We start from the raw sequence: 25,119 nt of genomic DNA, 5'->3' as shown, positions 1-25,119 counted from the left end.
TTAGCAAAAGCAATTGAAAGTGCTTTTAATCAAGTTTCGTTAAATGATATTTATAATTGGTTTACCCATTCTTGTTACTGTACTTCACCAGACTGAGAAAGGCTATAAAATGACTCTGACTTTGATTCCCGCTTTTTGTTTGTCTTTGAGGGCTTGGGCGATTCTCGGTAAACGCAATTCTTGTACTGCTACATCTATAGTAGATTTAGCTTGGGAAATAGCGTCAACAATCTGCTGTTCTAAGTTATCTCCTAGTCGAGTTTGTTGACGGTAAGGTTCTCGATATTCGGAGGATTCAGATTGATTAAAGTAAACTTTCACAAATGAGTCTTGCGGTAGAGGTGCAGGACGATTATTGTGAGATTGGACTTTTTGACAGGCTGCGATCGCCACTATCAAAAAAAATACCCAAAAATTCCTAAATGCTGGGAAAATCTGCACGTTAATCTGCTACAAGTGGGATGGGAATAGACATATATATAATTCCCACATTGATGATTAATCCATAGTCAACAGTCAGTATTTATTCCCCTCTGCCCCTGCCCTTGCCTTATATGCAAATATATCTAGATTACAGTGCTACTACTCCCACTTGTACAGAAGCGATCGCACTTATGCAATCAGTCCTGACTCAACAGTGGGGGAATCCTTCTAGTCTACATGAATGGGGACAACGGGCAGCCACTATTGTAGAACAAGCAAGAGTGCAGGTAGCAGGGTTAATTAACGCTGCCAATCCCGAATCAATTATTTTTACCTCTGGCGGTACAGAAGCCAACAACCTAGCCATTATGGGTGTTGTCAGAATGCAAAATGTGCCGCAACATATCATTATTTCTAGTGTGGAACATTCTGCTATTAGCGAACCTGCCAACTTACTAGAAAAATGGGGTTGGGAAGTCACCCGCTTGGGTGTGGATAATATTGGGAGAGTTAACCCTGAAGATTTAAAAGCTGCGTTACGACATAACACGGTTTTAGTTTCTGTGATTTACGGTCAAAGTGAAATTGGCACAGTCCAACCAATTGCAGAGTTAGGTAAGATAACTCAACAACATGGGGCGTTGTTCCATACAGATGCAGTGCAAGCAGTGGGACGTTTACCTATAGATGTGCAGCAACTACCTGTAGATTTACTCAGTCTTTCTAGTCACAAGCTATACGGGCCGCAAGGGGTGGGGGCGCTATATATTCGTCCTGGTGTGGAATTGTTGCCTTTATTGAATGGTGGTGGACAAGAAAGGGGATTACGTTCTGGTACGCAAGCAGTCCCAATCATTGCCGGTTTTGGTGTCGCCGCCGAAATTGCCACCGAGGAATTATCTATAGAGATACCACGTTTAATGAAATTGCGCGATCGCTTATTTGCCCAGTTAGCAGATGTCCCCGGTTTAATCCCCACCGGCGACAGAGAAAATCGTCTACCCCATCATGTAAGTTTCTATCTTGAACAAGCCGACGGAGAAAAACTCAGTGGTAAAACCTTAGTGCGTCATTTAAACCTTGCCGGTATTGGCATTAGTGCGGGCGCAGCTTGTCATAGTGGTAAACTTAGTCCCAGCCCCATATTGTTGGCAATGGGTTACTCAACAAAAGCCGCCTTGGGAGGAATTAGGTTGACATTAGGGCGTGAGACTACAGCAGCCGATGTAGATTGGACGGCGATGGTCTTAAAACAAATCTTACAGAGGTTGGTACCAGGAGAATTAGTGATTCATCATTAATCAAATGGAAACTCATTCACCAACTCATTGGCCAAATTTTGATAATATTCTCAGCACTACCGCCACTAGCAAGATTACGCCCATCAGGACTAATGACTACGGAATAAATGTATCCAGAATCGCGCTTTAAGGTGCGGATTATCTCTCCTGTCGTTAAATCCCATAGTTTAATTGTGTTGTCATTACTGCCACTGGCAAGAACTGTGCTATTTCCTGGTACATAGACAACAGAATTAACCTTGTCAGAATGCCCTCTGAGGGTGCGGATGGTCTTTCCTGTTGACAGGTTCCACAATTTAATGGTTTTGTCCTTACTAGCACTGGCAAGAGTTTGACTATCTGGATTGAAGACTACAGATATCACCAAGTCGGAATGTCCTTCCAAGGTACGAATTACCTTGCTGGTTGTGAGATTCCATAATTTAATTGTTTTATCCCAACTGCCACTAGCAAGAGTTTTGCCATCTGGACTAAAAGCTACATTGGCAACACCACTGGAATGTTCTTGCAAAGTGCGGATTTCTCTGCCTGTTGTGAGGTTCCACAGTTTGATAGTCTTATCTAAGCTGCCACTAGCTAGAGTCTTGCCATCTGGACTAAAGGCAACGCTAGCTACTCCCTGAGAATGCCCTTTCAGAGTGCGAATTTCTTTGCCAGTTGCCAGATTCCACAATTTTATTGTCTTATCAGCACCTGCACTAGCAAGAGTTTTTCCATCTGGGGAGAAAGCAATAGCCCAAATCCATCCAGAATGCCCTGGAAGAGTATGAATTTTCTGTTTAGTTTTTAAATTCCAAACTTTAATAGTTTTGTCATCACTGCCACTAGCTAGGAATTCTCCATTAGGAGAAAAAGCAACGGAATTTACATCGCTGGCATGACCTTTAAGAGTGTAGGGTTGAGTAGAAATTTCGGAAAATTTAGTAATTAGCTGCGGGAGAGACTGTAAATGCCCAACGCCCACTAAACCTAACAGCGCACTCATGGTATTTATCAGGAGTTGTTGTTTGAACCTACCATTGAGTAATTTCCGAGTTTGTTTTTTGGTTGTAGACGCGGTTAATGAAGTTGATGCTGACCAAGATGTGGAAAAGATAGCAGATTTTGGTATTGTAGTTTTTAATCGTGAGAGTAGCGATCGCTGCTTGATCAAATCATTCATCACTTCATCAGCCGATTGATAACGCCTTTGAATATCCGTTTCTAACAGCTTGTTCAAAACCTTAACTAGATATTCACCTTCTTTTCTCTCGGAATCTAAAGTGTTCCAATATTGCTGCCAGGATTCAACCCAACTGTAGCCTTGTTCTACAAACAAATTAGATGGGTTAATCCCCGTCAACAGATGAAAGCAAGTCGCACCCAGACTAAATAAATCACTGGCTGGGTAAGCTTTGCCATACTGCATTTGTTCAATTGGGGTGTAACCGAGCGAGCCAATAGTGGTTCCCAATTGAGTCTGCATCGTCGCTTTTAGCTGCTTGGCAGCACCAAAATCAATTAGCACTAATCCCCCATCACTCTGACGGCGGATGATATTCTGTGGCTTAATATCTCGATGAATTACCCCACGCTCATGAATATATTTCAATACAGGGAGTAAATCTAAGAGAAATTCGACAATTGTACTTTCGTTGTAAACCACTCCTTGACGTAATTCTTGTAATAGATTGTTTCCATTAATAAACTGTTGCACCAAAAATAGATAATTATCTTGCTCGAAGTAAGCTAACAGGGTAGGAATCTGGTGATGTTCTCCTAAATGTTGCAAGCGTTGAGCTTCTTGTTTAAATAACTCAACGGCTTTTTTCATAGCTGAATTTTCTTGAACTTTGGGTGCAAATTGTTTAACTACACACAATTCGTTCAATTTATCTATATCTTCTGATAGATATGTTCTCCCAAATCCACCTTCATCCGATAGCACCTTGATAATGCGATAACGCCCCCTTAATAAGGGTATCAATTGTGTATTGCAGCTTTGGCAATACATTTGGCCATCAGGATTTTGAGGCATGGAGCAATTAGGATTCAAACAGCAAAGCATACTGGGAATCCGTGTACAGTTTGAGTATATATTAATCCAACAGTTATAGTTTTGCTATCAATCTGGTGCATAATATTCCATCAGAAAATTTATATAGATGTAACTCAGGGATTTAAAGTAGAAAAGATTTTTTTTTAAAACAGTTGATACCTGATAGAAAAGCGATTTGCTCATTGAACAAACGTAAGTATCTTTAGGGCAGGCAATGCCCACCATCTCAGGGTTTTGCTGGATATTGCCCAACGCCATTTGCGCGAGTGCCGGAAAACCACGAAGTTTTGGATCAGAGGAAACCTCCGCTCAGACTTTTCTTCGTCCAACACACTAGCTCCCCTACGTATAATTCACCAATTAAATGGTAGTCCTATATAGCTATATGTTGTTAATAAAGTATAGTAAAGTTAGTGATTCTAAAAATGTAGTATCTTTTGTATATAAAGTTTCTTTCATAGTATAACAATAAACGTGTTAAAGCAAAATTTGCCCACAGTTGGCTATTGTTTAGCATTAAAAGTATATAAGGTTATCTATCTTAAGTTATACAAATAACTCAATACTAGCAGTAATGAGGGGTGAAATGATGACAGAACAGAAGAACAAAAATTTTTGGCTCAAATTTAATCTAGCTTTGATTGTTTCCGTGAGCAGTGCCTTAGTAGTTGCAAACTATACTTTGCCTATAAAGGCTTTAGATATCCGTGAGAACTCTAGAGAACTGATAATAGCCAAGACCCCAGACGAAAGACAACCAGAAGCAGTACAACAAGCTATTGAGCAAATCCCTACTTCTCCACCGCCTGCAACTCAACAACAACAAAGCAAGCAATCAATCGAGTCACCCATTCCCGTTCGTGAATCACCCAACTCAACAGCCTCTAATCCAACCCCCCAAACTAGAGAAAGTAATCCTGCGCCTAGAACATCTACACCGTCAAATTCCAACCCAACTTCTCAGCAAAGACAAACTAACTCGGTTTCTAGAACATCCACACCGTCAAGCTCTAATTCTAGACAAACTAACTCTGCTTCACCGCAAAGAAGTCGTCAATCAGCTACAAATCCAGGTAGCCGCAATTCGACTGCCAAAATTTCCCCTGTTTCCCCGTCTAACCTACCTTTTAGAGATATTAACTTCGTAGATATCGCTTTTGGTATACTTTCTAAAGGTGATTTTCAGTCTCAAGGAAGATATTTTCATTTTTATAAATTCGAGGGAAGAGAAAACCAACTACTCCAAATCAGGCTGGGTGGTAGCACTGATTCACGCCGCTCCAGCAATTTGAGTCTAAGTCCGTTTATGTTTCTCCTTGATCCTGATAATAAAGTGATCTTAAAAAGAGGTAGTGTTGGGACAAATAGTGATCTTAAGGATGCGTTTGTCTTTGTAAGATTACCTGTCAAAGGGACTTACACAATTGCAGTAACTAGTCGCAACCCTGGTGATACAGGACGCTACAGTTTAGCTCTCAGAAATGACAGAGCCAGCTATATCCTAGACGAATCTGTGGAACTGAATGCTCAAAGCTCAACCATTAAGCAAAATCGCAGTGCTTATAATGTGTCTCAGTTTCAAGGCAAAAAAAATCAGCTTGTAAGTATTCGTGCAGATAGCATCAATGAAGAGTTTTCTCCCTATATAGTCTTGCTGAATTCTCAAGGAAAGACTATTGCTGCGGATAATAATCAAGATGGCCTTTATAGTGCTTTAATTGACCGAGCTAGATTGCCTGAGGATGATACCTACTATATAGTTGTTACTTCCAATAATCCCAATAACCGTGGCACATATCGATTGACTCTTTTCTAAATAAGTAGAACGAGGTAAAAAACCAAACTGTGTGATGGGAAATCTTTTATAACTGTGGAAAAAGATAAATTACAGGCAAGCGGTAATATAAATACCAATCAAGAAACAGAGGACGAAAAAGTTCTCTGTCCTCATTGTCAGCGCACTGCTACGAACGGTATTAAATGTAAAGGTATTTGTGTGGCTGATAGCGACTATTAATACAATGAAAACTAATGCGGCTCGACTACTGGATAAACTAGGCATTACCTATGAAATTCTCAACTATGAGGTAGATCCTGATGATTTGGCGGCTGAAAGTACAGCCCAAAAAGTCGGTCTTCCTCCAGAACAAGTTTTTAAAACCCTAGTAGTCAGAGGTGATCAAACAGGTATCTGTTTTGCTGTTTTACCTGGAAATGCTCATTTAGACTTAAAAGCCTTAGCTCGGATTTCTGGAAATCGCAAAATTGAAACGGTTCCACTGAAGGAAGTACAGCCGCTAACAGGTTATATCCGTGGTGGTGTCACAGCTTTAGCTAGTAAAAAAAGCTATCCCACCTATGTTGACGAGACAGCAACCCTGTTTGAGCAAATTACGGTTTCTGGTGGGATGCGAGGAATGCTAATTTTGCTGAACCCATCTGATTATTTATCTGCGGTTAATGGTATTGTAGGGGCTATTGTACAAGATTAGTCAAGCTATTGTGTTTTTAAACACAACCCGTCGTGATGACCGTTGACCGTTGACAGTTAATAGCCCTTATTAGTAGTTATGCAATTTAGACGCGCATTAGCTTAGTGGAGATTTTCGTAAGTTAGAGACTTCCAGAAAATAAATTATCCAATTTACTCAGATCATATCCCTCTTGCTCCCTGCCCCCTGCTCCCCTGCCTACACAGCGATGGGATATTTTTTTAGTTGGAAGTCCCTTATAGCCGTAGCCAGATAGATTAGGACATTAAGCTAAGATAAAACCCTGACAACACAAAGCTTTTAAGTCTGTCAACCGTTAACAACTATAAAAAATTGAATACCGCCTAGAAATACTAAGCGGTATTGAGAGTTATTTAATCTCCCAAACTTCTTTTGCAAACAGGATACTTACCTATCTTCCAACACCTACATACTGGAATCCAGCGCGTACTAGAGTCTCAGGGTCGAGGAAGTTACGGCCGTCAATGACGACGGGATTATTCATTAGTTTGGCCATTTTGGCGTAGTCAAGACCGCTAAATTGCTGCCATTCGGTTACAAGTACTAACGCATCGCAACCATCAGCCAAACGTTCAGCATCGGTTTCTACTAATACGCCAGAAAGACCGTGGCGCATACCAGTTTGGGAAACGATGGGGTCGTAGGCTTTGACTTTAGCACCTAAACGGTTTAATTGCTCGATTAAGTTCAATGCTGGTGCATCACGTAAGTCGTCGGTGTCGGGCTTAAAGGTAAGACCAAGTAAACCAACAGTTTTACCTTTGAGAATTTTCAGGACTTGTTGCAGTTTTTCTAGAGCAATCAAGCGTTGACGTTCGTTGACGCTAACAGCAGATTTTAATAGCTGGGCTTCATAACCGTAATCGTCGGCGGTGTGAATGAGTGCAGCTACGTCTTTGGGGAAGCAGGAACCACCCCAACCAATACCAGCTTGTAAGAATTTGTTGCCGATACGGGAATCTAAACCAATACCTTTGGCGACTTGGGTAACGTCTGCACCAACACGATCGCAAATATTAGCTACTTCATTGATAAAACTAATCTTAGTGGCTAAGAAAGCATTGGCCGCATATTTGATCATTTCTGCGGAACTGAGGTCTGTAGCCAGGATGGGTACTGGTGGTAAAGATTGATTTTCTGCAAATTTGCGCTCGACAATTGGGGCGTATAATTCCTGCATTGCCGCGATCGCTCTGGAGCTATTACCTCCCAAAACAATGCGGTCTGGATTAAATGTGTCGTATACTGCTGAACCTTCCCGCAAGAACTCAGGGTTACTAACTACATCAAACTGGGGTAATTCAGGTAATTTATCCTCAACACTACCGCCACCTGCGGTTACGAGGGTTTTTTGCCGTTCTGCAATCCCATCCAGAACAATCATTCTTACCCAGTCACCGGAACCGATAGGTACTGTAGATTTATTCACAATTACTTTATAACCACCGTTGAGGTTAGCACCAATACCACGGGCTACCGCTTCTACATAACGGGTATCACTTTCACCGGTGGGTAATGGTGGTGTACCAACCGCGATAAATAAAATCTCTCCGTGGGCTACACCTGCTGCCAAATCAGTGGAAAATTGAATCTTGCCGGATTGGATCGCCGACTGCATAATTTCCGAAAGTCCAGGCTCAAAAATTGGTGATTGCCCGGCCTTCATGATCTTGACTTTTTCTTCGTTGTTATCTATGCAAATCACATCATGTCCGATGTGAGCCAAGCAAGCTCCTGTTACCAAGCCAACATAACCAGTACCAATTACACAAACACGCATTTTGTTGAACTCCTCACTAGGGGTTACTTTTAAAACAAAGATTTGTCAAGATGACATTTACACTTTTTTATGTTGTACTGTTGCTGAAATACCTAGCTAGCACTTGAGAACAGTACCCCAGGCTCCTAAGTAGCCTGTATCCTAGACGGCACCCTTGATGCGATCGCGGAAATCTTCTATCGTCAGCTTTAACCCTTCTTGTAGAGGAATGGTTGGTTCCCAATTGAGTAAGGTTCTGGCTTTTGTAATATCTGGTTGGCGACGACGTGGATCATCAGCAGGCAATGGTTCAAACTTGATCTGTGCATCTGGATTGATCAAATTTTGCACAGCTTGCGCTAATTCTAGAATGGTGTATTCACCAGGATTTCCTAAATTGACTGGCCCGACGTAATCGCTATTCATCAAGCGGATAAAACCTTCCACCAAGTCAGAAACATAGCAAAAACTGCGAGTTTGTGAGCCATCACCGTATACTGTTAAAGGTGTGCCTCGTAAAGCTTGAACTATAAAGTTACTCACCACCCGTCCATCGTTTTCTAACATCCTGGGGCCGTAGGTGTTGAATATACGGACAACTCTAATATCAACTTTATTTTGTCTGTAATAATCAAATGCCAGGGTTTCCGCAATTCTTTTACCTTCGTCGTAGCAAGAACGGATACCAATAGGATTCACGTTACCCCGATACTCTTCAGTTTGAGGATGGATTTCAGGATCACCGTATACTTCACTGGTGGATGCTAAGAAAAATCTCGCCTTGACACGTTTGGCTAACCCTAACATATTTAGTGTACCCATCACGTTAGTTTTAACGGTTTTGACTGGGTTGTACTGATAGTGTACTGGGGAAGCTGGACAAGCTAAATGATAAATCTGATCAACTTCTAACCTAATTGGTTCGGTTATATCGTGGCGAATGAGTTCAAAATTGGGATGGTTCGCCCATTTATGAATATTGCGTTTGTCGCCTGTGTAGAAGTTATCTAAACAAATAACTTCATGGCCTTGAGGTATCAGTCGATCAATAAGATGGGAACCAATAAATCCTGCACCGCCAGTCACCAAAATTCTCATATTTTCCCAGTTACTTATAGATATTGTTAGTAGCTTTTGATATTGGTTCTAAACCATTTAGCCTAAATATGACAATACAGCAGGAATAAGACTCATTCCAGATTTTTGCTTAGGGTGTTTACATTTTCTTTAGATTTTTGTTAATTCACTTAGCAAAATAACAAACATCATGAAGTATTTGTGTCTTTTGATCAAGAATTCATCAAATCTTCAACAAAATAAAGTCTTGTTGGAGTGGGTTGTCAAAAGAGGCAGGGGAGCAGAGGGCAGGGAGCAAGGGGGAAAACTGGGACTGAAGCTCAGACTTCGACCCAGCAAGAGCGCCCTGTAAGGGCGAGGCTTGTACCCCGAAGTTCTGATCGCCGGAAGCCGGCGCTCAGACTTCTCTTCATGTTTCGCTCCGCTTCACGGCTACCGGGCAGGGATTCCTCCCCCTGCTCCCTGCTCCCTGCCCCTCCGCCTCTTCGGTCAGGAATTAAGGGTGTAAGGGTGTAGGGGTGTTTATACTGGTGTCGTAGTGTTAGGGGCTACAGCCGTGATATTAGCTGTTTGCAGGCGTTGCGGTTCTCCTAACATGACGATGGAGCAGGTGAGTTGACTGGCTAGCTGGGTGGTGACATCACTGAGAGCTAATCCCCCAGGACTGGTGCGATTACGGATAAAGGGTAAAACTACTAAGTCATATAATCGCGCTGCTTGCAAAATGGCTTGAGCAGCATTTTCATGAGCAATAATTTGAACTTCTGGTGAGTTGGGCAAAGCTAATTTAGATACTAATAAAGCAAGTTGCGATCGCCTCCAAGCAATTTTACTAGAACTTGTGCGGCGATCGCACACATTCAACACTGTCACCTGGGCTTGATTTGCTTCTGCTAACATCTGGGCAAATTGCACAGGTTGTAATGTTGGTGTGATTAAGTTTTCCACTGGTACGAGGATGCGTTGAATTTTCTTGGGTGACTCTACAAGACGTGTTACCGCCACTGGACAATGGGACGACCACAGGACATTATCGATAACATTGCCAAATAACCGCGCTCTTAAACCAGTCCGTTTACCCCAGCCCATAACAATTAAATTCGCTTTTTGCTCACGCGCTGCTCTACTAATTCCCGGCGCAGAAGCATCATCAATGCGGAGTAATGGCGAGGCTTCTACACCCAAGGCTTGACTTTGGCTGGTGGCTTTAGCTAATAATCGCTCACTTCTTTGCAACGTTGTTTCTAGTTGGGGTGCATCCATCTGAGCCGCAGCTGTGGCGATCGTTAATGGTATGATTCGCCCTTGAGCTTGACGTGCCAGTAATGCTGCCATTTCCACCAAATATTGTTGAGTATGGGGATTATAAATAGGTACAACGATAGTAAAGTTACCATTTTGGGCTTCTATTACCTGTGGCTCAGTCCGATTTGCATCCACCGATTCGTTAATGGATACGGTAGTTAAAGCTCTAGCTGTGCGACTAGTAATCAATGGCCCCAAGGTTGCAGTGATTAGCATTAAGATTACAACACTAGTTAAAACCGCCGATGACAGTAAACCTGTGTGATACCCTACGAAAGTAGCAGCTAATGTTGTACCAACCTGGGGCATAGATAGTGACCACATAGTCAACATTTCTTGCCAACTGTAGCCATAAAAAACCTTGGCTAACCAAGCGGCGATAAATTTGCTAGCAATTAAGCCGATGACAATCAAACAGGTTAACTGGACAGTAAACAAACTATTAACTAAACCAGGCAAATCAATCAGCAAGCCGAGGTTAATAAAAAAAATCGGAATAAATAAGACACTACCAACAAAAACTATTTTCTCTTTAACAGGCCCCTCACCAACAGCCTCATTAACTGCTAAACCGGCTAAAAAAGCTCCCAAGATTTTTTCTATCCCAATCATTTGAGCTACTACAGCCGCTAGAAATACGGTGAGTAGCACAAATAAAAATTTATTTCCTTCATCATCTCCTGAACGCCGAAAAAATTCCTTCCCAGCCCAATCAAATCCCACTAAAATCACAATGGAGTAAATAATTAACAAGCCTAAGACTGAGAGTATCTGGTAAATATTTGACATTCCCATTTGAAAAGCTGGAATGCAAATAGCTAATACTATCAGTGCGCTAATATCTGTAAATAGTGTCGCCCCAATTGTAATTGTGACTGCTTGATTACTGATGACACCTAAACGATTGACAATAGGATAAGCTAGCAGGCTATAAGAAGTCAAAAGTGAGCCGATTAATACGGAAGTATTCCAACCAAAGTGAAAAAATCTTCCTACCAAAGTGCCAGTCAACAATGGTACAGTAAAACTAACGCAGCCAAACCCTAAAGCACGTCTTTGCCGCCGTCGCCACAATTCTAGGTCTACCTCTAAACCTGCGACAAACATCAAATACACTAAGCCAATATCCGACAGCAGACTAATCATCGGTGATTTTGTGTGGAATAGGTTCCACCCCGATGGCCCTAATACTAATCCAGAGAGGACTAAACCCACTATTCCTGGTAATCTTAGCCTTTCAAAAAGGATGGGTACAACTAAGAGGATTACCAGTAAAATTGCGAAGGGAACAAGTGGTTCTTTGCCAAGAACTTCAGAAGTTTGTTCTAGAGCAAGAACTAGTGATGAGGGTTCCATAAGTGGAATGTGAAAGGGCGACGGTAAGGCGGGGATTACCCTGAAGTAATCGTCCGATCAATCATACATAACTATGAAAGCTACCCTGTAAAAAATAAAAAAGCCTTAATCTAAATTACTTAGGTAATATGTTTAAACTCATTACCTATGGGTGTATTTGGCTGAGAATGAACCGTAGGCGATCGTAGTCGTCTTTTAGCAGTATGCTTAAATTCCTCCCGGCTTTGATGAGCCAGTCTCGATCAGCTTTGCGTAATTGGTAGATGTCCCGAATAACGGCGGCGGTTAATGATTCCACTGGCGCGCCGTTGATAGATAGCAAAGTCCGCAAAAATTCTAGTTCTTCGGTGAATCTCACTATAACTTCTGGGTCGCACCGATGTACAGCCTGATGAATTTGCGGTGGACGCGGTGGTAAATACTGATACATTCTTCCATTGCCGTTGGCTACCATCGATGACTGAGCAAATCCCACGATCGCCGCTCTAAATTCAGTCTTCAGCATAGCAAATATCTGGGGTTGTTCCTCGCGTAAGTCTTGTAGTGACATCCCCATTGCCACGGCTCTATGGACGGAATCTACAGGCATAGTTGTAGCATGATATACCACGGCATACACCTGATTACCTGATTCTTCATCCACAGCACACACCCAACTACCAAACGGTGGCATTGATGGAAAGGTCAAGTCTTCTGGTTCTAGACACTGTGCCAAAAATTCAGTAGTAGCGGTTTCCACCACCTCAGCAATGTGGCTAGGTTGGCGATCGCTTTTGTCAAACTGTGGTAAAGGGAGGCGCATAATATTTAAGAGTCAACAGTCAACAGCCAACAGTCAACAGTCGAAAGTCTTTGACTATTGACTATTGACTTTGTCCTAAATTATTTTCCTTTTTTCTTACCGGCGGTGATTTCTACTGGTTCGAGTTCCGATAAACGAAAGGTAATGATCTTGTCCCAGTTACCGCCTTCAAATATAACGGCTACTTTGCCATCAGTGACTCGTTGTACCAGTCCTTCGTAGCGATAATAAGTATCGTTGGGATTTTTGACTCTAACAGTTGCTCCAGGTAGGATCATGATTTCTTGCCTCGCTTACTTCCTGTTCTTAGCTTAATACTTGTGAGATGCTAGTTGTTAGTGGTCAGTGGTCAGTTGTTTTCCACTAACTACTGACCATTAACTCAAAAATAATATTTCTGTCGTTGTCGAAAGTTTGCCACCGATTCTACTATTCCTAAAGCGATGAAATTGGTTAGCATGGCAGAACGTCCATAACTCATCCACGGTAAGGGAATACCAGCTACAGGTGCTAAACCTACGTTCATGCCCACATTCACCACTAACTGAAATACAATCATCGATAAAACACCGATCGCTAACAAAGAACCAAAATTATCTTTGGCTGTTTGCGCTACGTGCAGCAGTCGCCAGCAAATCAAGCAGAAAACAAACAAAACAATTAAACAGCCGAAAAGACCAAACTCTTCACCTACGGCGGAGAAAATAAAATCTGTGTGTTGTTCAGGCACAAAATTTAGTTGAGTCATCGGCCCTTTAAACAGACCCCAACCCCACATTTCCCCGGCACCGATGGCAATACGTGATTGAATAAGGTGATATCCAGAACCAAGGGGGTCATGTTCGGGATTGAGAAATGCGGTCAATCTATTCTTTTGATACTCTTTCAGTACATGATTCCAGGCAAAAATACCTAATTCACCACCAAGTAAATTCAGGCTCAATGCGCCGATAGTACCCATATTGAAGCGTCGCCAGGGAAGAGTCAGCCAACCTAAAATAGCCATAGCTATCGCCCAAGCAACACCAAGGGGAGTAATAAAAATTTCTTTAAATAAAATTATTGGTGTCGATAAAGGCCAAGACATAGTAAACAGTATGGCAGCGATGATCGGTGAAATCATCAGCACCAGCCAACCAGGGTTAGCGTTTGCCCAATAAAGCATTCCCAGAACGATCGCTCCAAACACTAAGGATGTAGCTAAATCTGGCTGCACAAATACTAATAGCCAAGGTACAGCCGTAATCGCTAGTGCGCGAAAAACATCTTCAATTCTTGTGGCTGTGTGTTTATGTAATAAAGCTGCTAGGGTGATAATTACACCAATCTTGGCGAACTCTGAAGGTTGTACATTAAAACCACCAATCGTCAGCCAACGTTGTGCGCCTTTGGCACTTGTACCCGCAGCCATCACAGCAATCAAACTGATATTAGTCAATACGTAGGTGATCCAATGCCATTGCAACAGGTTATCGTAACGGCAACGAGCCAAAAATAAAGCAATAACAACACCAATACCAGCAATTAGCCAGTGCCACCACCAATCTGTTACTGGTTGCTTGAGTTCTGTACTGAGGATCATCAGACCGCCAAAGATACTGACCCCAACAGGCAAGCAAAATAATGACCAGTCTAATTGTTGCCACGGCTTAACCCAAGATTTCCAACGCACTTTGGGAAGCGATCGTTTTAATAACATTGTATGAGTTGAGGGTTTAGCTATGAGATTTATTGACTATTAATAACTTTGTCTGACTGGGTTTTGGTCTAAAAATTAGACAAAAATTTAAAATAACAACCTGGAGTGTTGAGTTCATAGTTTTACTCAACACTCACCACCTAGACTTGCTACCGTGCTAAACAACCTTCATAACTTTTGATTATGTGAGGGCTGCGACTGATACTTTACCAGCAATTGTTAAAGCGATCGCTTTTAATGCCTTGGCAGAGGCTGAATCTGGGTCAGCAACAACGATGGGTACACCATTATCACCGCCAATCCTGGTGGAAATCTCCAAAGGTATGCAGCCTAGTAAGGGTACACCTAATTCTGCTGCTGTTTTGGAGCCGCCACCGGAACCAAAAATATCGTAATGCTTATCTGGCATATCAGGGGGAATGAAGTAGCTCATGTTTTCTACTATTCCCAAAACAGCCACGTTCATTTGCTGGAACATACGTAAACCTTTACGAGAATCTAACAAAGCTACGTTTTGGGGTGTAGTCACAATTACTGCTCCCGACATTGGTACAGCCTGAGTTAAAGTTAACTGGGCATCTCCTGTTCCTGGGGGCATATCCACAATCAAATAGTCCAACTCGCCCCACTCTACTTGATAGAGAAACTGGCGAATTACCCCATTCAGCATCGGCCCACGCCAAATTACAGGCTGATCCCGGTCAATCAAAAAGCCCATCGACACCAATTTGACACCATGATTAAAAGCGGGTTCCAATACTTCGCCTTTTTCTGTGGAACGCACGACAATTTGGGCATCACCCAGCCCCAACATGGTGGGATCATTAGGGCCGTAAATATCCGCATCCAGTAAACCAACTTTTGCCCCTGTTTGCGCTAAAGCCACAGCAACATTTACCGCCACAGTACTTTTACCGACACCACCTTTACCACTAGAGATGGCAATAATATTTTTCACACCAGGAACACCGTTGCGGTCTGGCAAGCTTTTTTGTTGGGGTGTTTCTGCGGTGACTTCTACACTGACGTTTGTTACCCCAGGTAGCTTTTTTACAGCTCTTTGGCAATCTTCAACAATAAATTCCCGTAATGGACAAGCCGGGGTAGTCAAAACCAAGGTGAAGCTTACTTGACCACCATCAATTTTGACGTTGCGAATCATATTCAGTTCTACCAGACTCTTACGCAGTTCTGGGTCTTGCACTGGTCGCAACACTTCTAAGACAGATTGTGAATCGAGAACATCGTACATATACAATTCAAAACTCAAAATTAAAAATTCAAAATGCAAGCTAGAGATAGATGCGACCTGGTTTTTGACCAGCTGCAAAATCAATCAGCAAAAGTTGCTGAGTATTTCCTCATGGATCGGCGTAATAAAATTTAAAATTTTTTTATTATCACCTAATAAAATCTTAACTTTCTTTAGGTGTTAAAAATTAAGGACTGAGAGATGGAGATTCTATAAGCTATTTTGCTTTTAAGTTGTGCCACCCATCGTCAGAGATGTTGACTGTCAACGGTCAACAGTCAACAGCAGACCCTATTCCCCTATCCCCGACCTAAAAATCAAAACAATTATTGTTAAGACTTTTTGCCTTCCCTGATACTGCCTGTAATGTGGCGTTTTCCACAGATTCCACCAAAGAACGTGCCACACGATCTACATAAGGGCGAGAAAACGACCAAATTAGGGGCGATAGCCACCCCCGTAGTGTCACTGAATAAGATAAACAAGTGCCGCAAACTGTGGACTCTACTTGGTAAGTAATTCTTTCTTCGACACCAGGGATGGCCATGACCCGGATACACAGTAGTTCCCTGGGATTAACACGCTCTACAAAAATCTGAATGGGAATTGGCGAAAAGCGCGTCACTGCTTGGTAAATCAACCCTGGTTTGGGTACTAATCCATATGGAACATTGGTACTTTTAAGCAACGGATGCCAAGAAACATCTGTTAAATCAACTACTTTCTGCCACAGTTCATCTACGGAAGCAGAACTAATTTCTCGGTATGTCTGTGCCAGAGAAACGCAAAACCGACGGCGTTTGCGGTGGACGAATTTGGATAACCACGTTCCCATTTGCCTAATCCTCCTACCTACACACTTGCTGGTAACTCTGGAATAGTTGGCTACTGTGATTCAACCCTAAAACATATTTGCTCGCAATTGCCCTCAGCATGATAAACCTTGATTAGGCATAAAGAACAACAAGATTGCTCTGGGGTTGAAACTCAAACTCGTGGGGTATCACCATCATCCGTACACTAGAGAATTTGTACACAGTTCGTTGAGAACTTGAAAACGTGACCTCACGGCCAAGGTATTTGTAGACTAGTTCACCAGAGTCTGGTGTTAACACCAGAATGTTTCCATCAAGAAGTACAACAAAAACTTAGTCAATATACAAGCCTATACGCATTTGAGGGAAAATAACTCTAGTCATGTCTATTAATCGTGTAAACGTTTAACAAGCAAAAAAGTTGCTTGGGCAAAATTGAGCCTAATTTTTGGCTCGTTTGACCCACAAGTTTTTAAACTAAAGATTTGTGGCTTTTTTAGGAAATTGTAATTTAGGTTCGGGAATCTATGGTGACAAACTCGCAAACCCCAACGGTAAAGGCAAAAATATCCCCGTCTCTACCAGCAACTGACGCTAAAGCTAGAGTCAGTAATTTTATGAAACAGTTGCAAGATGAAATTACACAAGCCTTAACAAAACTTGACGGTGTGGGTGAGTTTCACGAAGATAGTTGGGAACGTCCTGAGGGGGGTGGCGGGCGATCGCGTGTGCTACGTGATGGTGCAATATTTGAGCAAGCTGGGGTAAATTTTTCTGAAGTTTGGGGTTCTCATCTCCCTCCTTCAATTTTAGCCCAGCGTCCTGAAGCGGAAGGACATGGCTTTTATGCCACAGGTACATCGTTGGTTTTACATCCACGCAACCCCTACGTTCCCACAGTTCACCTAAATTACCGTTATTTTGAAGCTGGCCCAGTTTGGTGGTTTGGTGGCGGTGCTGACCTCACACCTTATTACCCCTTTGCAGAAGATGCGGCTCATTTCCATCAGACCCTGAAGGGAGCTTGTGACGAACATCACCCAGAGTATTACCCAGTCTTTAAACGCTGGTGTGATGAATACTTCTATCTTAAACACCGCGATGAAACTAGGGGTGTAGGTGGTCTATTTTTCGATTATCAAGATGGACAAGGTGTTTTATATCGCGGCCCCAACCCCAAAGGCGAAGCAGCCAATTACAGTAACCAAGTAGGAGAACCAGCACCACGGGACTGGGAAGATTTGTTTAGTTTTGTCAAAGGTTCTGGTAAGGCTTTTTTACCCGCCTACGTCCCCATTGTAGAGCGCCGTCATGGAATAGAGTATGGCGATCGCCAACGGAACTTCCAACTTTATCGTCGTGGTCGGTATGTCGAATTTAACTTGGTTTATGACAGAGGCACAATTTTTGGCTTGCAAACCAACGGACGTACTGAATCTATTTTGATGTCTTTACCACCTTTGGTTCGTTGGGAATACGGTTATCAACCCGAACCCAACTCTCCAGAAGCAGAGTTATATGATACATTCCTCAAGCCCCAAGATTGGAGCAACTGGACAGCAAAACAGTAATTCTGTAAATGTAGTGTAATTCATGTCTGTGCCAGAGTCAGTATTATCCCCTCGTCTAGGATACAAACTGGCTTTGCTCAAGGATAACTAACTCATCGATACAGGGTCAAAAAAATTTTGCTTTCTCTATTTCGGCACCTGTGGCTGGGTACTCACCTCTGTTTTGGTGGGTTAAACTACTAAATGTAAGCACCTAGTAAAAAAGGTGATGAATTTAGCTGGAGCTTGTTAATATTAAGTTTCAGCACTTAAACACAGTCCTGTGATTGGTGGGTTAAATAAATTACTGCTTTTTCCAACTCTTTTTGGTTGAGAATCAGTAAAAATTGTTGCCAAAGGTTCAGGCTTTGGCTCATCAATATTCAGGACTAACCCAGCTACAGTCAATCTTGAGATCAGCGCCAAGGGGAGGCCTAGTGATTCAAATAGAACAACATTCATATACAACCCAAGACGGTAATACAGTTATTGTCTTAAAACCAACAGGCCGCTTAGACATCACCACAGCTTGGCAATTTCGCTTGAAATTACAAGAGTGTATTTCTAAACTCAGTCATCACGTAGTGGTAAATCTTGGTCAGGTAAATTTTATAGATAGTTCTGGACTTACGTCTTTAGTCGCGGGAATGCGTGATGCTGATAAGGTAAATGGCAGTTTTCGTATCTGTAATGTTCACCCAGAAGCTAAACTCGTGTTTGAAGTGACAATGATGGATACAGTCTTTGAAATCTTTGAGACTGAGGAGGAAGCTTTAGAAGGTGTACCTCGTAGCATGGCTAGCTAGAAAGTTATGAGTGCTGAATGATACGAATTTGTCATTCGTAATTAAGAAAGTCATATTCTAGCTAAGTTTCCCAGCTTGTATCCGTCTCGTTCTTTTTATCAATTGGTATAGAAACAACTGAGGTCACTGTTCAAGCTGAAAACTATTTAACACAAGTCATTTCTCTTAACTCAGCACTCTGTACTCAATACTGTTCTCGCTTAGTGTAGCGATAGGGGCCGACAATTGCTCCCCAAGTTGCCTTGCCTGTCTCTTGGTCAATTCCTTTATCATAGGTGTGCAGTTCTGTCTCTGTGACTGCAAACCCTAAAGAAACTTGTACAGTGTTCCCCAAATAACTGAAAGTACAGCAAGTATTTGGCAGTGGGGACGCAGTAAACTGATAGCTGTTAGGTGCGACTGTTTGCTGGCTAACTGAGAGAACACAACCAGGAAGTAGTTCTAGTTGCTGCACAGTTAAAGTCTTGAGCAATTCAGGGTGACGACCTGCGCCAATTAAAGCACTGGGATTTTTAGGCATATAGTACTGTACATATAGCCCAGTTTCCGAGTCAGGAGAGGGCATCAACCGCAGAATACGTTGACGATAAGGACGGTCTAGATTGACAATGTTGGCTTGTTCAGCAAACAGGGTAATGCTATCGTCTGAAAATAAATCAACAGGTCTTTGCCATAGACGTAAGTGAACAAACCAAATCGGCTCGCCTAAGGCTTGTTCTCTGTTGTCAAATTCTCCAGCTAGGTAATTACCTAAGTTAACTAATTGGGGCGAAAAGCTCATAAATGTGAGGCACAATAGTAAATATGCTCACAGAATATAATTAAAGATTACTAGACGGAAACCCCAACTTGGCAAAGTAGCCTTTAGGGGAGAAAATAAAGTAAACTCGCCCTTAACATTTTCTTTGTGAATAACGTCCGTACTGTCTCTGATACAAAGCGAACTTTCTACGCCCTCCACACCCGACCGATTAACACAATTTATCGTCGCGTGGTAGAAGAGTTGATGGTGGAAATGCACCTGCTGTCCGTAAATGTCGATTTTAGCTACAATCCCATTTATGCCTTGGGTGTTGTCACTACCTTTGACCGCTTCATGCAAGGCTATCAACCAGAACGGGATAAGGAATCTATTTTTAGTGCTATATGTCAGGCTGTAGAACAAGAACCGCAGCGCTATAGGCAAGATGCTGAACGGTTACAAGCTGTGGCTCAAAGCTTACCTGTAAATGATTTAGTAGCGTGGCTTAGTCAAGCTAATCATTTACAGCAGGATGCTGACTTACAAGCGCAACTACAAGCGATCGCTAATAATCCTAACTTTAAATACAGTCGTTTATTTGCGATCGGTTTGTTTACGTTGCTTGAACAGTCCAACCCGGATTTAGTCAAAGACGAAAAGCAACGCACCGAGGCACTAAAAACCATTGCCGCAGGCTTACATCTCTCTGACGATAAATTCAGCAAGGATTTAGAGTTATATCGCTCTAATCTGGACAAAATGACGCAAGCACTGGCGGTAATGGCTGATATGTTGACAGCAGACCGCAAAAAACGCGAACAGCGTCAACAACAAGCCAGTACCCCAGTAGCTCCGCCAAATGAGTAGTCATTAGTCAGTTGTCAGTAGCTAGTAGTCAGTTGTCAGTAGTAAAAGCCAGCAACTAACAACCAACAACTGACAACTGGCAAATGTATTCTTAAAATCCCAACAATTTGTAGATTAAGCTGTTAATAATAGTCAGAGCAAACGCCCCTAAAACAGCACTCCAGATGCCGAAGCGCAAACGGAAGCCCTCGACTAACCAAGCCGCAATACTAAAACAAACAACGGCAATCATAAAGGTGAAAAAACCCGATAACAAGTTAAATGTGAGGATATCGGGAACTACAAATATTAGCCGCAAAATGGGTCTGATTATTGCCGTCACAATACCCAGAATAGCAGCAGAAAGAAATGCTTTTTGTGGAGAGTCAACTTCAACACCCAAAGGCAACTTACTGATAATCAATAAGCTCACAGATGTAACTACCCAAACAATTAGCAGCGTCACAATTTCGTTCATTGCCTCAACCCCTGAAACGTGTATGGTGCTTGGCGATAAATAACCCAGTCTATCGATGGAAAAATACAGCAGAAGCCAGAAGTCAGAGGTCAGAAGTGAAAAACTCTAAACATCTAAGGCGTGTTATGGATTCCATAACTTCCCTGAATTGCAAACTGCTGTATTTGAATTTGAAGCTTAACCAATTATTTGTAAGTTACCAGAAATATTTTCTCCAAAGAAAAAATATTCTACATATCTTTAGGTTTCAGGGGAGATGAGGGAGTAGGGGGAAAAGAGAATGTTGACTGTATTCCCCATTACCAATTAACAATTACCAATTACCACATCTCATTGTTGCGGTGCAGGATTAGTACCTGGTGCTACGGGAGCCTGGGGAACGTCTGGAGAAAAGTCAGGATTTAGAGGAACATTACCTTGTCCGCTTGGAGGTTGATTAGGGTCTGTAGGTAATTGGGGGCTAAGTTCACTAGGTGGGGGATTAATTCCTGGGATTGGTGCGGTGTTGGGTATGGGTGCTACGCCAGGATTAATGGGAAAATTGGAAAAATTGGGTTGGGTTTGGGCAGAAGTAGGGATAATTCCTAAGGATACGCGATCGCCTCCCACTTGCCGCAACAAATCTAAGACCTCCACAACATCGTTATAGGTAGCTGTGCGTGAAGCGTTGAGTACTAAAACACCACTAGGGTTGGCTTGCACGTATTGTCTCAACCTTTGTGCTAACTCATCTCTTCTTACCAATTCTTTTTCTATATAAGTATTACCAACAGCATCTACACTAACAATTTGGCTACCTCCTGTGGAATTTATCCCGGCGGCTGTACTTGTACTGGCTTTTGGTAAATCAACATTGATAGCCTGTTGTCGAGTAAATTGCAAAGCTGCCAATAAAAAGAAGGTGAGAATACAAAAAACAACGTCAATTAAAGGAATAATTTGGATCTGTACGTCTTCAACTGGGGTATGTAAATTAACTTTCATCGTTTCATTCTTATGCCTAATATTGAGTTTGCTTTCTTGGCTATTAGGAAGGGGTGTAAGGGTGTAAGGGAACTAATAATTAAATGACGAATTTTGAATTGATTCATACCCCTATCCCCATCCTTACAAAATGAAGAGTCTTGTGGCGCAAGTCCTGACTAAGGTAAATTTGGCGGTTCAGGTGGTTGCGGAAACTTACCCCTACCAGTTTTGCTCGGTAAAGCATCACGGACAATTGCTGGTGTGGGGTTGCTCAAATCAGGCGGAGACTGGCGATATAACAATTCCATTTCATTCCCCGCTTTACGGAAAACTTTGAGTTGATTGACTACAAAACTTTGAAATAATCGGTAAAATACCAAACTAACAATGGCAACTATTAGCCCTGCTGCCGTACTAATTAAGGATTCACCAATACCTGTAGTTACTCCAGCCGCCGATTCAGTTCCCAAATCACCAATGCGAATTGAGCGTAGAGACTGGATTAAACCTAAAACTGTACCCAACAATCCCAGTAAGGGAGCGAGAGCAATAACAGCTTCTAATAACTTTTCGCCCCGACGCATTCCGGCTAGTTCGTCCTCTGCTGTGGACTCCAGCGCTAATCGAAAGGTTTCCGCGTCGGTTTTTTGTAAATGTAAGGGAGCATAGAGAAATCGACCAATTGGTTGGTCTGTAGCCTGTCTAGCAATATCCGCCGCTATTTCCCAGTTATCATGAGCTGCATCTAGAACTCGGTCAACGATCGCTTTTTCTTGTGAGAAAAGTCGCAACCAGAACCAAAGGCGCTCAAAAATCACACTTAAGGATAAAATCGACAGAGCCAACAAAGGCCACATTGCCGGCCCACCCTTGTAAAACAAATCTATAATATCCACTATTTGACTTTCCTCCCTCCGTCACTCAAGCAACTATCCCAAAGCATTTTAATTTTAAAGATTAATGGACAACTCAGAACTGACAAAAATAAATTTCCAGAATAATTAGAGATGATCTGGAATGTAAAGTTAGGGTTCTTGAATTGAACACTCGAATTTTACAACTTGAGAATTAGCTTAACGCGGGAGTATAACGAAAAAACTTTCTGCTTGGGAAACCTACCTAAACTAATACAGAATTTTTTTGTCGAATAGGTACTTGAATTCTAAATTCAGATCCCTGGCCAACAGTTGAGAAGCATTCTAATTTGCCACTATGCTTTTGTGTAATGATTTGATAGCTGATGGCCATACCCATACCTGTGCCTTTGCCTACGGGTTTGGTAGTAAAAAAGGGGTCAAAGATGCGGTTTTTCGATTGTTCCGGTATTCCTGGGCCATTATCAGCGATCGCAATTTCCATCCACTGAGTATCGTTAACCGAAGTGCGGATAGTAATTCGACTAGGATTTGCCTTGATTTCTTCATAAGTACGCTTGATGTTGAGTTCATCTAAGGCATCAATAGCGTTGACTAGAATATTCATCAAAACTTGATTGAGTTGTCCAGCATAGCACTCTATAAGTGGTAGGTTGCCATAGTCGCGGATGACTTCAATAGCAGGTCTTTCGGGCTGATCTTTGAGGCGATGTTGCAAAATTAACAGTGTACTTTCGATTCCTTCATGAATGTCCACTGCTTTAAATTCCGCTTCGTCTATCCGGGAAAAGTTCCGCAGCGATAATACAATGCTGCGAATACGTTCAGTCCCCATGTTCATCGAGGATAAAATTTTCTGCAAATCTTCGACCAAAAAGTCTAAATCAATTTCTGTTGCTAGGGCTTGCACCTCAGGGTCATCGCTGGGATGACGTTCTTGGTAGAGGTGAATCATCCTCAGCAAATCTTGAGTATATGCGTTGAGATGGGTAATATTGCCGTAAATAAAATTTACCGGATTATTTATTTCATGGGCAACACCTGCAACTAGTTGACCCAAACTCGACATTTTTTCACCTTGAATGACCTGGGCTTGGGTACGTTGCAACTCTGTTAAAGCGGTTGTGAGGTCAGCAGTACGTTGTTCTACCCGGTCTTCTAATTCTGCTTTACTAGCTTCTAAAGCGGTAAAAAATTCACTTAACTTTCCCGCCATATAATTAAACGATTGAGTCAGGATGTTGAGTTCCTGAATATGACTGAAATTTATTTTTTGGTCTAGTTTACCTGAAGCGATCGCCTGACTTGCTAAATTCATTCGCAAAATTGGGAGAGTAATCCAGACTGAGGTGAAATAACCGATCAAAACTGCTATTGCTAATGCTCCTAAACAAAGGGCTATAGTAATTTGGGTATGAGCCTTAATTTTAGACATGAAAACTTTTTCTGGCACACTTACCACTACTAGCCAATCTAGTCCATATTGGTCACGCCAAGGGTTGACATAAACATAATTACGTTCTCCTTGCCATTCGAGTTGTAATTTTTTTGCTTCAGTAATTGACTCAAATCCTTGTAAATTTTGCTGAATCTGTTTGGCGATTTCTTTGACTACCGGATCTGGGCTGTGGGTTGCTTTCAGGCGATGAATTTGATGATTAAGTACAGAGAAAGGTGTCTGATTACTGGAGTTAGCAATTAACATTCCGTTGCGTTCTACAATAAAAACCTGTCCCGAACGACTAACTTCCAATCGTCGTAAAAATTGGCTGAGTTTTAAAAGATGAATATCTGCACCCACCATCCCTAGTAATCGCTTTTGAGCGTCATAGATAGGACGACCAGTAGCAGCTGTGATATATAAATCATTATCCTTATTCCAACTGTAGATCCGTGACCAGATGGGTTTGCCTGCTTTGATTGGTTCTGTATACCAACTTTGATTAAAATTGTTGTAACTAAATGTATTATTTACACGAATACGATTACCTTGGTTATCCGTGGCGTAATTTTTGCCGTTGTTTGGTAACTTAGCGCTCCAATCATCAATTGTGACTGTTTTCCCATCATAACGAGCTGCCCCAGTTCCTTCGCCTGTTATCAGCCCAATAGCGATGTAACTAACGTCATAAGCCTGCATAAGGTGCCAAAAATACTTGCTGATGGTTTGGCGATCGCGCACATCCAATAATCCCATTTCAATTGCAGCAGCATTAATTTGGTTAACTCTGTGGGGAATAGATAGATAAGCATCTAGATGTTGCTCTACTTTATTGTTAGTTTGATCCATTAATCGTTCTGCCAACTCTTGCACTGTTTTTTGTCCGTTTTTAAAGGACAAGTAGCCAACCAAACCCACAGCTCCAAAAATTTGCAGTACAAACGGAACAATTAAAACCATCTGTAATGGAAAAGCTTGCACTTTGCTGAAGTTACGCCCTTTCATATTTATTTTTATCCCGCATCAATGTCTGCCTTTGTAAGTACAGGTAATTAGCAACCATGAGCAAAGCTTG

Annotated in this window: 21 protein-coding genes and 1 pseudogene; 6 read left to right on the top strand and 16 right to left on the bottom strand. The window is 42.1% G+C overall.

The window, feature by feature from the left end:
- Positions 1-105: 105 nt before the first annotated feature.
- Positions 106-441, bottom strand: a pseudogene (locus tag H6G14_RS20950) (phospholipase D-like domain-containing protein); the annotation flags it as partial.
- Positions 442-554: 113 nt separating this feature from the next.
- On the opposite strand from H6G14_RS20950, the gene H6G14_RS20945 reads away from it, so the two are divergent.
- Complete coding sequence (locus H6G14_RS20945; protein ID WP_190569232.1) at positions 555-1,724, top strand: cysteine desulfurase family protein; 1,170 nt, start codon at positions 555-557, stop codon at positions 1,722-1,724.
- A 16-nt stretch (positions 1,725-1,740) separates the two neighbouring features.
- Here H6G14_RS20945 and H6G14_RS20940 read toward each other — a convergent pair whose 3' ends face one another.
- Positions 1,741-3,771: a serine/threonine-protein kinase gene (locus H6G14_RS20940; RefSeq protein ID WP_190569230.1), complete on the bottom strand. Its 2,031-nt coding sequence runs from the start codon at positions 3,769-3,771 to the stop codon at positions 1,741-1,743.
- 580 nt (positions 3,772-4,351) lie between these two features.
- Between H6G14_RS20940 and H6G14_RS20935 the strand changes: the two genes are divergently transcribed.
- Together H6G14_RS20935 and ybaK are read left to right on the top strand one after the other, a co-directional pair.
- On the top strand, positions 4,352-5,578 hold the full coding sequence (locus tag H6G14_RS20935) for a PPC domain-containing protein (RefSeq protein ID WP_190569246.1): 1,227 nt from the start codon (positions 4,352-4,354) through the stop codon (positions 5,576-5,578).
- Between the two features lie 205 nt (positions 5,579-5,783).
- Positions 5,784-6,254 (top strand): Cys-tRNA(Pro) deacylase, encoded by a 471-nt coding sequence (ybaK, locus tag H6G14_RS20930; RefSeq protein ID WP_190569228.1) that lies wholly within the window; start codon positions 5,784-5,786, stop codon positions 6,252-6,254.
- Positions 6,255-6,666: 412 nt separating this feature from the next.
- On the opposite strand, the gene H6G14_RS20925 is transcribed toward ybaK, so the two are convergent.
- The 8 genes from H6G14_RS20925 to H6G14_RS20890 form a co-directional block, all read right to left on the bottom strand.
- Entirely contained in the window at positions 6,667-8,055 is a 1,389-nt protein-coding gene (locus tag H6G14_RS20925; RefSeq protein ID WP_190569226.1) for a UDP-glucose dehydrogenase family protein, read from the bottom strand.
- 141 nt (positions 8,056-8,196) lie between these two features.
- Positions 8,197-9,132 (bottom strand): UDP-glucuronic acid decarboxylase family protein, encoded by a 936-nt coding sequence (locus tag H6G14_RS20920; protein WP_190569224.1) that lies wholly within the window; start codon positions 9,130-9,132, stop codon positions 8,197-8,199.
- A 501-nt stretch (positions 9,133-9,633) separates the two neighbouring features.
- Positions 9,634-11,772, bottom strand: a complete 2,139-nt coding sequence (locus H6G14_RS20915; protein ID WP_190569223.1) for a cation:proton antiporter domain-containing protein — start codon at positions 11,770-11,772, stop codon at positions 9,634-9,636.
- Between the two features lie 145 nt (positions 11,773-11,917).
- Entirely contained in the window at positions 11,918-12,574 is a 657-nt protein-coding gene (locus tag H6G14_RS20910; protein ID WP_190569222.1) for a hypothetical protein, read from the bottom strand.
- 80 nt (positions 12,575-12,654) lie between these two features.
- Positions 12,655-12,852, bottom strand: a complete 198-nt coding sequence (locus H6G14_RS20905) for an NAD(P)H dehydrogenase subunit NdhS (protein WP_011321251.1) — start codon at positions 12,850-12,852, stop codon at positions 12,655-12,657.
- 104 nt (positions 12,853-12,956) lie between these two features.
- Complete coding sequence (rodA, locus tag H6G14_RS20900) at positions 12,957-14,273, bottom strand: rod shape-determining protein RodA (protein WP_190569221.1); 1,317 nt, start codon at positions 14,271-14,273, stop codon at positions 12,957-12,959.
- 181 nt (positions 14,274-14,454) lie between these two features.
- Complete coding sequence (locus tag H6G14_RS20895) at positions 14,455-15,525, bottom strand: Mrp/NBP35 family ATP-binding protein (RefSeq protein WP_190569244.1); 1,071 nt, start codon at positions 15,523-15,525, stop codon at positions 14,455-14,457.
- 310 nt (positions 15,526-15,835) lie between these two features.
- Complete coding sequence (locus tag H6G14_RS20890) at positions 15,836-16,360, bottom strand: SRPBCC family protein (protein WP_190569220.1); 525 nt, start codon at positions 16,358-16,360, stop codon at positions 15,836-15,838.
- Between the two features lie 507 nt (positions 16,361-16,867).
- Here H6G14_RS20890 and hemF point away from each other — a divergent pair.
- Entirely contained in the window at positions 16,868-17,911 is a 1,044-nt protein-coding gene (gene hemF, locus H6G14_RS20885; protein WP_190569219.1) for an oxygen-dependent coproporphyrinogen oxidase, read from the top strand.
- 234 nt (positions 17,912-18,145) lie between these two features.
- On the opposite strand, the gene H6G14_RS20880 is transcribed toward hemF, so the two are convergent.
- Positions 18,146-18,316, bottom strand: coding sequence for a hypothetical protein (locus H6G14_RS20880; protein ID WP_190569218.1), 171 nt, complete (start codon positions 18,314-18,316; stop codon positions 18,146-18,148).
- Between the two features lie 11 nt (positions 18,317-18,327).
- Here H6G14_RS20880 and H6G14_RS20875 point away from each other — a divergent pair, with 11 nt between their 5' ends.
- Positions 18,328-18,696 (top strand): anti-sigma factor antagonist, encoded by a 369-nt coding sequence (locus H6G14_RS20875; RefSeq protein ID WP_190569217.1) that lies wholly within the window; start codon positions 18,328-18,330, stop codon positions 18,694-18,696.
- A gap of 184 nt (positions 18,697-18,880) precedes the next feature.
- Here the strand turns inward: H6G14_RS20875 and H6G14_RS20870 are convergent, their stop codons facing one another.
- Positions 18,881-19,477, bottom strand: coding sequence for a chromophore lyase CpcT/CpeT (locus tag H6G14_RS20870; protein WP_190569216.1), 597 nt, complete (start codon positions 19,475-19,477; stop codon positions 18,881-18,883).
- A 126-nt stretch (positions 19,478-19,603) separates the two neighbouring features.
- On the opposite strand from H6G14_RS20870, the gene psb29 reads away from it, so the two are divergent.
- A complete protein-coding gene (gene psb29 / locus H6G14_RS20865; protein ID WP_190569215.1) occupies positions 19,604-20,305 on the top strand; it encodes a photosystem II biogenesis protein Psp29 in 702 nt (233 codons plus the stop codon).
- Between the two features lie 91 nt (positions 20,306-20,396).
- On the opposite strand, the gene H6G14_RS20860 is transcribed toward psb29, so the two are convergent.
- The 4 genes from H6G14_RS20860 to H6G14_RS20845 form a co-directional block, all read right to left on the bottom strand.
- On the bottom strand, positions 20,397-20,762 hold the full coding sequence (locus tag H6G14_RS20860; RefSeq protein ID WP_190569214.1) for a phage holin family protein: 366 nt from the start codon (positions 20,760-20,762) through the stop codon (positions 20,397-20,399).
- 330 nt (positions 20,763-21,092) lie between these two features.
- Positions 21,093-21,746 carry an ExbD/TolR family protein gene (locus tag H6G14_RS20855; protein WP_190569213.1) on the bottom strand — a complete coding sequence of 218 codons (654 nt, stop codon included), beginning with the start codon at positions 21,744-21,746 and terminating at the stop codon, positions 21,093-21,095.
- Positions 21,747-21,904: 158 nt separating this feature from the next.
- Positions 21,905-22,624 (bottom strand): MotA/TolQ/ExbB proton channel family protein, encoded by a 720-nt coding sequence (locus H6G14_RS20850; protein ID WP_190569212.1) that lies wholly within the window; start codon positions 22,622-22,624, stop codon positions 21,905-21,907.
- A gap of 223 nt (positions 22,625-22,847) precedes the next feature.
- Positions 22,848-25,049 (bottom strand): sensor histidine kinase, encoded by a 2,202-nt coding sequence (locus H6G14_RS20845; RefSeq protein WP_190569211.1) that lies wholly within the window; start codon positions 25,047-25,049, stop codon positions 22,848-22,850.
- Positions 25,050-25,119: the final 70 nt, after the last annotated feature.

Source organism: Nostoc parmelioides FACHB-3921 (assembly GCF_014696625.1).
Classification (GTDB): domain Bacteria; phylum Cyanobacteriota; class Cyanobacteriia; order Cyanobacteriales; family Nostocaceae; genus Trichormus; species Trichormus parmelioides.
The sequence above is the reverse complement of the archived record's forward strand: the minus strand, read 5'-3'. Positions and strand labels throughout refer to the sequence as shown.

Excerpts from the sequence above, each read along its gene's own strand:
- H6G14_RS20910 (WP_190569222.1), bottom strand. The coding sequence starts at position 12,574 with ATGCGCCTCCCTTTACCACAGTTTGACAAAAGCGATCGCCAACCTAGC.
- ybaK (WP_190569228.1), top strand. The coding sequence starts at position 5,784 with ATGAAAACTAATGCGGCTCGACTACTGGATAAACTAGGCATTACCTAT.
- H6G14_RS20940 (WP_190569230.1), bottom strand. The coding sequence starts at position 3,771 with ATGCTTTGCTGTTTGAATCCTAATTGCTCCATGCCTCAAAATCCTGAT.
- H6G14_RS20895 (WP_190569244.1), bottom strand. The coding sequence starts at position 15,525 with ATGTACGATGTTCTCGATTCACAATCTGTCTTAGAAGTGTTGCGACCA.
- H6G14_RS20905 (WP_011321251.1), bottom strand. The coding sequence starts at position 12,852 with ATGATCCTACCTGGAGCAACTGTTAGAGTCAAAAATCCCAACGATACT.
- H6G14_RS20855 (WP_190569213.1), bottom strand. The coding sequence starts at position 21,746 with ATGAAAGTTAATTTACATACCCCAGTTGAAGACGTACAGATCCAAATT.
- H6G14_RS20920 (WP_190569224.1), bottom strand. The coding sequence starts at position 9,132 with ATGAGAATTTTGGTGACTGGCGGTGCAGGATTTATTGGTTCCCATCTT.
- H6G14_RS20845 (WP_190569211.1), bottom strand. The coding sequence starts at position 25,049 with ATGAAAGGGCGTAACTTCAGCAAAGTGCAAGCTTTTCCATTACAGATG.
- H6G14_RS20925 (WP_190569226.1), bottom strand. The coding sequence starts at position 8,055 with ATGCGTGTTTGTGTAATTGGTACTGGTTATGTTGGCTTGGTAACAGGA.
- rodA (WP_190569221.1), bottom strand. The coding sequence starts at position 14,273 with ATGTTATTAAAACGATCGCTTCCCAAAGTGCGTTGGAAATCTTGGGTT.
- H6G14_RS20860 (WP_190569214.1), bottom strand. The coding sequence starts at position 20,762 with ATGAACGAAATTGTGACGCTGCTAATTGTTTGGGTAGTTACATCTGTG.
- H6G14_RS20915 (WP_190569223.1), bottom strand. The coding sequence starts at position 11,772 with ATGGAACCCTCATCACTAGTTCTTGCTCTAGAACAAACTTCTGAAGTT.
- H6G14_RS20945 (WP_190569232.1), top strand. The coding sequence starts at position 555 with ATGCAAATATATCTAGATTACAGTGCTACTACTCCCACTTGTACAGAA.
- H6G14_RS20890 (WP_190569220.1), bottom strand. The coding sequence starts at position 16,360 with ATGGGAACGTGGTTATCCAAATTCGTCCACCGCAAACGCCGTCGGTTT.
- H6G14_RS20870 (WP_190569216.1), bottom strand. The coding sequence starts at position 19,477 with ATGAGCTTTTCGCCCCAATTAGTTAACTTAGGTAATTACCTAGCTGGA.
- H6G14_RS20935 (WP_190569246.1), top strand. The coding sequence starts at position 4,352 with ATGACAGAACAGAAGAACAAAAATTTTTGGCTCAAATTTAATCTAGCT.
- hemF (WP_190569219.1), top strand. The coding sequence starts at position 16,868 with ATGGTGACAAACTCGCAAACCCCAACGGTAAAGGCAAAAATATCCCCG.